8 protein-coding genes are annotated in these 7,226 nt (G+C 67.8%); 5 read left to right on the top strand and 3 right to left on the bottom strand.

What is annotated here, in order from left to right; all coding sequences use genetic code 11:
- The 3 genes from N5D30_RS22455 to N5D30_RS22445 form a co-directional block, all read left to right on the top strand.
- Positions 1-310, top strand: a 310-nt coding sequence (locus N5D30_RS22455) for a hypothetical protein (protein ID WP_279910741.1), incomplete at its 5' end; no start/stop codon positions are given.
- Positions 311-413: 103 nt separating this feature from the next.
- Positions 414-1,394, top strand: coding sequence for an aliphatic sulfonate ABC transporter substrate-binding protein (locus N5D30_RS22450; RefSeq protein WP_279910738.1), 981 nt, complete (start codon positions 414-416; stop codon positions 1,392-1,394).
- On the top strand, positions 1,384-2,607 hold the full coding sequence (locus N5D30_RS22445) for an acyl-CoA dehydrogenase family protein (RefSeq protein ID WP_279910736.1): 1,224 nt from the start codon (positions 1,384-1,386) through the stop codon (positions 2,605-2,607). The genes N5D30_RS22450 and N5D30_RS22445 overlap by 11 nt, the downstream gene beginning before the upstream one ends.
- Positions 2,608-2,816: 209 nt before the next feature.
- On the opposite strand, the gene N5D30_RS22440 is transcribed toward N5D30_RS22445, so the two are convergent.
- The 3 genes from N5D30_RS22440 to N5D30_RS22430 all read right to left on the bottom strand — a co-directional run bounded on the left by N5D30_RS22440 (position 2,817) and on the right by N5D30_RS22430 (position 5,569).
- Positions 2,817-3,722, bottom strand: a complete 906-nt coding sequence (locus N5D30_RS22440) for a sigma 54-interacting transcriptional regulator (RefSeq protein WP_279910735.1) — start codon at positions 3,720-3,722, stop codon at positions 2,817-2,819.
- Between the two features lie 103 nt (positions 3,723-3,825).
- On the bottom strand, positions 3,826-4,407 hold the full coding sequence (locus N5D30_RS22435; RefSeq protein ID WP_220811236.1) for an alpha/beta hydrolase: 582 nt from the start codon (positions 4,405-4,407) through the stop codon (positions 3,826-3,828).
- A 193-nt stretch (positions 4,408-4,600) separates the two neighbouring features.
- A complete protein-coding gene (locus N5D30_RS22430) occupies positions 4,601-5,569 on the bottom strand; it encodes a sensor domain-containing diguanylate cyclase (RefSeq protein ID WP_220811235.1) in 969 nt (322 codons plus the stop codon).
- A 269-nt stretch (positions 5,570-5,838) separates the two neighbouring features.
- Here N5D30_RS22430 and oscA point away from each other — a divergent pair, with 269 nt between their 5' ends.
- Entirely contained in the window at positions 5,839-6,021 is a 183-nt protein-coding gene (gene oscA, locus N5D30_RS22425) for a sulfur starvation response protein OscA (RefSeq protein ID WP_220811234.1), read from the top strand.
- Positions 6,022-6,200: 179 nt separating this feature from the next.
- Complete coding sequence (locus tag N5D30_RS22420; RefSeq protein ID WP_220811233.1) at positions 6,201-7,199, top strand: sulfate ABC transporter substrate-binding protein; 999 nt, start codon at positions 6,201-6,203, stop codon at positions 7,197-7,199.
- The last annotated feature ends 27 nt before the right edge of the window (positions 7,200-7,226 follow it).

Genomic DNA, 7,226 nt, shown 5'->3' with positions numbered 1-7,226 from the left:
AGCCTGCTGGGCGATCACGCCGAGGGCCACGGCGAGAGCCAGGGAGGATTTGTTCATGCTGATGCTCCGGATGCTGTCTTTCTGTCTTGGTATGGGGCCCGTACGGCGAAGCGGGCCCGCTTTATGGGGTTATCGGGGCGCGCAGCGGGAACCCGCTTGCGGCTTGGCGCTCAATCTAGGGGATTTCTGTAAGCGCCAAAAAGAATTATTTTTCACTTTTATGAAACTAAAAAGAATAAACAGCGAAGCCGCATCGCTCCATAAGCTAATTCCCGAAAAGTATTTGTCGGCCGTTTTTCAGATCGAATAGCTTTCACCTACCGGACCACCGGACTTCTCGCATTTTTCCCCAGGAAGTTTCGTGTTCCGCCGCCTCGCCATGGCCGGGACGCCATGACAACAAGAGGTCTCCCATGTCCCGCCATTCCCTGCCCCGCCGCGTCCTGCTGGGCATCGGCCTTAGCCTCGGCCTGTTCGCCGCCCTCACCACCCCGGCCCAGGCGGAAACCGCCCTGCGCATCGGCTACCAGAAATCCTCCACCCTGATCAGCCTGCTGAAGAGCCAGGGCACGCTGGAAAAGGCCTTCGCCGGCCAGGACATCAAGGTCAGCTGGCACGAGTTCGCCAGCGGCCAGCCGCTGCTGGAGGCGCTCAACGTCGGCAACGTCGACCTCTCCGCCGATGTCGCCGATACCGTGCCGGTGTTCGCCCAGGCCGCCGGCGCCCAGCTCGCCTACTTCGCCCAGGAGGCGCCCTCGCCCGCCGCCCAGGCGATCCTCGTGCGCGAGGACTCGCCGCTGCGCAGCCTCGGCGAGCTGAAGGGCAAGAAGGTGGCGGTGACCAAGGCCGCAGGCTCGCACTATCTGCTGATCGCCGCGCTGGCCAAGGCGGGGCTGAAGTTCAGCGACATCCAGCCCGCCTACCTGACCCCGGCCGACGGCCGCGCGGCCTTCGAGAACGGCAAGGTGGACGCCTGGGTCACCTGGGAACCCTTCCTCAGCGCCGCCCAGCGCCAGCTGCCGACCCGCACCCTGGCGGACAGCGCGGGCCTGGCCAGCTACCAGCGCTACTACCTGACCAGCAGCGCCTTCGCCAAGGCCCACCCGCAGGTGCTGGAAACCGTCTACGCCGAGCTGGTCAAGGCCGGCGACTGGCTGCGCGCGCACCCCGCCGAGGCGGCGCGGATTCTCGGCCCGCTGTGGGGCAACCTCGACCCGGCGATCGTCGAGCAGGCCAACGCCCGCCGCAGCTACCGGGTCGGCCCGGTGCGCCGGGACGGCCTGGGCGAACAGCAGAAGATCGCCGACGCCTTCTTCGACGAGGGCCTGCTGCCCAGGCGCGTGGACGCCACCGACGTGGCCGTCTGGCAGCCGGAGCCGCGCGATGGCCAGTGATGCGCGCCATCTGCATCCGCTGGCCGAGCCGCTGCTGGATGCCCGGCTGTTCCCCGTCGACTTCGGCAACCTCACCGCCAAGGTCGAGCGCCTGGCCCGCCGGCTGGCGGAGAACGTGGTGGAGCGCGACCGGCGTGGCGGCCACGCCCGCGCCGAGCGGGAACTGGTCCGCGACAGCGGCCTGCTGGCCCTGGCGATACCGCAGCGCTTCGATGGCCAGGAACGCTCCTGGCCGGAGATCTACCGCATCGTCCGCCACCTGGCGGCGGCCGACAGTTCGCTGGCCCACCTGTTCGCCTTCAACCACCTTCAGGTCGCCACCATCCTGCTCCACGGCAGCGCCGAGCAACAGCGCCACTGGCTGACCCGGGCGGTGCGCGAGCGCTGGTTCTGGGGCAATGCCACCAACGGCCGCGACCTGGGTCTGGAACTGACGGCCCGCGAGGAGCATTTCGAGCTGAACGGGCGCAAGTCCTTCTGCTCCGGCGCGCTCGGTGCCGACGCCCTGGTGGTCAGTGCCCCTCGCGGCGGCCCCACCGACCGGGTGTTCCTGATCCTGCCGGCGCAGCGCGAGGGCCTGGCCGTCAACGACGACTGGGACGCCTTCGGCCAGCGCCAGACCGACAGCGGCACGGTGCAGTTCGAGAATGTCTTCGTCGACCGCGACGAGCTGCTGGTCTCCGGCGGCCAGAGCCCGCGCAGCAGCCTGCGGGTGTGCGTGTCGCAGCTGATCCTCACCCAGCTCTACCTGGGCAACGCCCAGGGCGCGCTGGACGGCGCCCTGCGCTACCTGCGCGAGCAGGCTCGGCCCTGGCTGGGTGCCGGCGTGAGCGAGGCCAGCGAAGACCCGTTCATCCAGAAGCGCTACGGCGAACTCTGGCTGCTCTACCGCGGCGCCCTGCTGCAGGCCGAACTGGCCGCCGAGCGCCTGCAGCAGGCCTGGGACAAGCCCGCCCTCGGCGCCGCCGAGCGCGGCGAAGTGGCGCTGCTGATCGCCGAGGCGCGGGTCGCCTCCGCCCGCGCGGCGCTGGAGATCACCAGCCAGGTGTTCGAGACCATGGGCGCCCGCTCCACCGCCTCGCGCTACGGCTTCGACCGCTTCTGGCGCAACGTGCGGGTGCACAGCCTGCACGACCCGCTGGACTACAAGGTGCGCGACATCGGTCAGTGGCTGACCAGCGGCCTGCCGCCGACGCCCTCGCTCTACTCCTGAGAGCCCGCTTACGATCTTTCCGAACCTGGCCAGCCGCCCGCGTGGGGCTGCACAACCCGTCATACCGGCGCAGGCCGGTATCCAGTTGCCCGCGCCGAGTCGCCTGTCGGTTTTCTGGACCCCGGCCTGCGCCAGGGGACGAGCTGGAAAGCAAGGTTTCAGTAAAAACCGTGCTGCTCAAAGGATCGTAAACAGGCCCTGAGCGCCGTCTAGGCGCTCAGTCGCTGCAGCAGCGCCGCGCGCTCGGCCAAGCTCAGCCGCGCCAGCTGCTGTTCGAGGCCCTGCAGCGGGGCGCTGGCCGGCAGATTGAGGTGCTGCGGCAGGATTTCCTCGCCGCTGCTGACCAGCAGGGCGAAGTGGATGACGTTCTCCAGCTCGCGGGTGTTGCCGTGCCAGGGATGGGCCTCCAGGGCCGCCTGGGCCTCGGTGCCGATCTGTGGGATGTCCAGCCCCAGGCGCTGGGCGTAGATGCCGATGAAATACTCGGCCAGCGGCAGGATGTCCCCCGGCCGCTCGCGCAGCGCCGGCAGTTCCAGGCGGCCCTCGTTGAGGTAGAGGAACAGTCGCTCGCTGAACTTGCCGGCGGCCACCGCCTGCGCCAGGTCGATGCTGGTGGCGGTCACCAGGCGCACGTTCACCGGGGTCGCCTGGTGGCCGCCGACCCGCTGCACCTCGCGGGTCTCCAGCGCGGCCAGCAGCTTGTCCTGCAGGCCGAGCGGCAGGTCGGCGATCTCGTCCAGGTAGAGGGTGCCGCCGTTGGCCGAGCCGAACCAGCCGGCGCGGCTGCTGGCGGCGCCGGAATAGGCGCCCGCGGCATGGCCGAACAGCTCGGCCTCGCCCCATTGCGGGCTGATGGCGCCGCAGTTGACGGCCACGAACAGGCCGCCGCGCTCGCTCTCGCGGTGCACGTGGCGGGCCAGCAGCTCCTTGCCGGTGCCGGTCTCGCCGACGATCAGCACCGGCAGCTCGGCGGCGGCCAGCGCGTTGGCCTGCTCACGCAGCTGGCGCGAACGCGAGTCGACGAACACCAGCGCCTTGGCGCGGATGCTCAGGGGGCTCTTTTCGGTGTCGGCGAAGGTCAGCAGCGACTGCTGGGGAAAGGCGGGGCGGCTCATTGCGATATCTCGTTCGATGCGAGCCGCCGCGAAGCGGCTCAGATGGGAATGAAGTGGATGCGGCGCCGACGCGCGCGCAGGCGCGTCGCGCGGTCGGCGGGGTTCATGCGCGCATGCGTTCCAGTTGCTCGATCTGCCGCTGCAGGCGGTACAGGTAGGCGAAGCCCTGCTCCCAGCGCTGGTGCCCGGACTTGACGTTGATGTGGCCGGCGCCCGGCAGGATGGCCGGCACGGCGCCCCAGTCGCGGGCCATCTGCAGCACGCGGGGGGCGCTGGCGGCGTGGTCGTTGTCCGAGCCCACCAGCAGGCTGGGGAACGGCAGCAGGTCCCGCGAGATGGGGGCGAAGCCGCGCAGCGCCTCGGGGCAGTTCGGCCGCTCGACGTCGGCCGGCGCCACCAGCAGCGCGCCGCGCACCTTGCGCAGCAGGGCCAGCGGCGCCTGCGCGGCCCAGCGCGCCACGGTGACGCAGCCGAGGCTGTGCGCCACCAGGATCAACGGCCCGCCGGCCGCCGCCACTTCGCGTTCCAAGGTGGCGACCCAGGCGTGCGGATCGGGATTGTCCCAGTCCGCCTGCTCGACCCGGCGGGCATGGGGCAGGCTGCGCTGCCAGTGGCTCTGCCAGTGGTCGTCGGGCGAGCCCTGCCATCCGGGCAGGATCAGGTAGCGGGTGGTCTGGCTGGCCATGGCTGGGGCCTCCTCGATAGGTTTCGGAGGCCAGTCTAGGCAGGGATGAAACACAAGTTAAGGAATAAGAATTCATTTACTTATTCCTTGAGTGAATTTAAAGACCTTTCGATTTCATCCAAGGCGCTCGATGTGGGGTGCGCCGTGCGCAGCGCATCCGGGCCGCCGGTGCGCACGGCGCACCCTACACCGATCATCCCAGTACGATGCAGTCCTTGCCCTGCCGCTTGGCCTGGTACATGGCGGCGTCGGCGCGGGCATAGAGGTCGTCCAGCTCGTCGCCCTCGCCGCGCACCGTGATGCCCTGGCTGATGGTCACGCCGAAGGTCTCGCCGTCGTTGCTGAACTGCAGGCGCTGCACTTCCCGCTGCAGGCGCTCGGCCACCTGGCGCGCCTGCTGGGCGTCGCAGTTGGGGAAGATGGCGGCGAACTCCTCGCCGCCGATGCGCCCGAACAGGTCGTCGCGGCGCAGCACGTAGGCGGCGCAATGGGCCACTCGCTGCAGCACGCGGTCGCCGGCCTGGTGACCGTGGCTGTCGTTGATCTTCTTGAAGTCGTCGATGTCCAGCAGCAGGAAGGACAACGGCCGACCGCTGGAACAGGATTCGGCGAACAGCGCTTCGGCGCATTCGAAGAAATGCCGGCGGTTGCTGGCGCCCGTCAGCACGTCGCTGGTGGCCAGGCGGTGCAGCTCGCCCTGCAGGGTCTTCTTCTCGGTGATGTCCTCGGCGATGCCGACGATCAGCGAGCGGCCATCGAACAGGCTCGGCGGGCTGATGAAGCATTTGTCGCTCAGCCAGCGCACCTCACCGTCGCCGCGGATGATGCGGTATTCACGCTGTTCCACCGAGCCCACTTCCAGCACCGATTGCAGGCTGCGCGCGGCGTACTCCATGTCGTCCGGGTAGATGCTGTTGAGCCATTCGTTGTAGTCGGCCAGCAGCAGCGCGGCGCTGCGGCCGAATATCTGCTCGTAGGCCGGGCTGACGTAGACCATCCGCTGCTGCTCCCAGTCGAACGCCCAGAGCACCGCGTTGAGGCCGGCCAGCAGGCTGCCCACCAGTTGTTCGCGTTCGCGCAGGCGCTCGACCTCGCCCCGGCTGTGCAGCAGGGCCAGGGTGAGGGTCTCGAGTTCGCTCGGAGCCTGTTCGTTGTCGTCCATCGGACGCCGCCTCGTCACGTTCATCGGGCAAGACTATGCGCCCTCCCGGAGCGCTGGCGATGGGGGAAGCAGGGCGTTGTGACGAGCGGCAGGAATTTCGACGCCACGGTCAAGATCACGGGAACCCCCGGCGGCAATTCGCGGTCTCGCCTCGCATAGTCCTTAAACGAATAAATAAATCATTAAATATTCTTTTTAAGACTAAATCGTCTGCCCCTAATATCCGCTCCACGCCCAACCCCGGGCCCCATCCAATGGAGAGCAGAGTCATGAGCGCAACCCTCAGAAGCGTCGAAGGCCAGGACGAAGCCGGCATCCTGCGTGAAATCCAGTCCGCCCTGCAGGGCCTGCGATTCGGCTCGGTGGAGATCACCGTCCACAACGGCCAGGTCGTGCAGATCGAGCGCAAGGAAAAATTCCGCCTGCAGGCCCAGAACAGCAAGCAGGCCTGATCCAGCGACACCCGACTGGACCACCGGAGGACGCAATGAACCGCAGCATCGAGCAGGCCACGAGCACATCCCGGCAGCGGCCTCGCCACAGTCGGGCGCGAATGCGCCGCTGACATAGAGCCCCCCGAAGAACGCCAACTCAGAACAACAGCAGATCCGCAATTCTCAGGAGCAGCACCATGTCCATTCGCCGTTTCGCCCTGGCCGCGCTGGCCACCGCCCTGTTCGCCGGCCCGACCGTCGCCGCCACGGAGATCCTCAACGTCTCCTACGACCCGACCCGCGAGCTGTACCAGGAATACAACGCCGCCTTCAACAAGCACTGGACCGCCCAGGGCAAGGAAGCGGTGACCATCCAGCAATCCCACGGTGGCTCCGGCAAGCAGGCCCGCGCCGTGATCGACGGCCTGCGCGCCGACGTGGTGACCCTGGCCCTGGCCGGCGACATCGACGAGCTGTACAAGCTCGGCAAGCTGATCCCCGAGGACTGGCAGAGCCGCCTGCCGCAATCCAGCACTCCCTACACCTCGACCATCGTGTTCCTGGTGCGCAAGGGCAACCCGAAAGGCATCAAGGACTGGGGCGACCTGACCAAGGACGGCGTGGAAGTCATCACCCCGAACCCGAAGACCTCCGGCGGCGCCCGCTGGAACTTCCTGGCCGCCTGGGCCTACGCCCAGCAGCAGTACGGTAGCGAGGAGAAGGCCAAGGAGTTCGTCGAGAAGCTGTACAAGAACGTCCCGGTGCTGGATACCGGCGCCCGTGGCTCGACCATCACCTTCGTCAACAACCAGATCGGCGACGTGCTGCTGGCCTGGGAGAACGAGGCCTTCCTGGCCCTGAAGGAACAGGGTGGCGACCAGTTCGAGATCGTCGCGCCGAGCCTGTCCATCCTGGCCGAGCCGCCGGTGGCGGTGGTCGACAAGAACGTCGACAAGAAGGGCACCCGCGAAGTCGCCACCGCCTACCTGCAGTACCTGTACAGCGACGAAGGCCAGCGCATCGCCGCCAAGCACTTCTACCGCCCGCGCAACGAGCAGGTGGCGGCCGAGTTCGCCAAGCAGTTCCCGCAGCTGAAGCTGGTCACCATCGACAAGGACTTCAACGGTTGGAAGGAAGCCCAGCCGAAGTTCTTCAACGACGGTGGTATCTTCGACCAGATTTACCAGGCGCACTGACGTGCGCAGCCACCCGCGACACGCCCC

It is taken from the genome of Pseudomonas sp. GD03875, from assembly GCF_029840585.1.
Taxonomy (GTDB): domain Bacteria; phylum Pseudomonadota; class Gammaproteobacteria; order Pseudomonadales; family Pseudomonadaceae; genus Aquipseudomonas; species Aquipseudomonas paralcaligenes.
The sequence above is the reverse complement of the archived record's forward strand: the minus strand, read 5'-3'. Positions and strand labels throughout refer to the sequence as shown.

Bases quoted from the DNA above. Each gene is read 5' to 3' on its own strand.
- N5D30_RS22450 (WP_279910738.1), top strand. From the start codon at position 414: ATGTCCCGCCATTCCCTGCCCCGCCGCGTCCTGCTGGGCATCGGCCTT.
- N5D30_RS22445 (WP_279910736.1), top strand. From the start codon at position 1,384: ATGGCCAGTGATGCGCGCCATCTGCATCCGCTGGCCGAGCCGCTGCTG.
- N5D30_RS22440 (WP_279910735.1), bottom strand. From the start codon at position 3,722: ATGAGCCGCCCCGCCTTTCCCCAGCAGTCGCTGCTGACCTTCGCCGAC.
- N5D30_RS22435 (WP_220811236.1), bottom strand. From the start codon at position 4,407: ATGGCCAGCCAGACCACCCGCTACCTGATCCTGCCCGGATGGCAGGGC.
- N5D30_RS22430 (WP_220811235.1), bottom strand. From the start codon at position 5,569: ATGGACGACAACGAACAGGCTCCGAGCGAACTCGAGACCCTCACCCTG.
- oscA (WP_220811234.1), top strand. From the start codon at position 5,839: ATGAGCGCAACCCTCAGAAGCGTCGAAGGCCAGGACGAAGCCGGCATC.
- N5D30_RS22420 (WP_220811233.1), top strand. From the start codon at position 6,201: ATGTCCATTCGCCGTTTCGCCCTGGCCGCGCTGGCCACCGCCCTGTTC.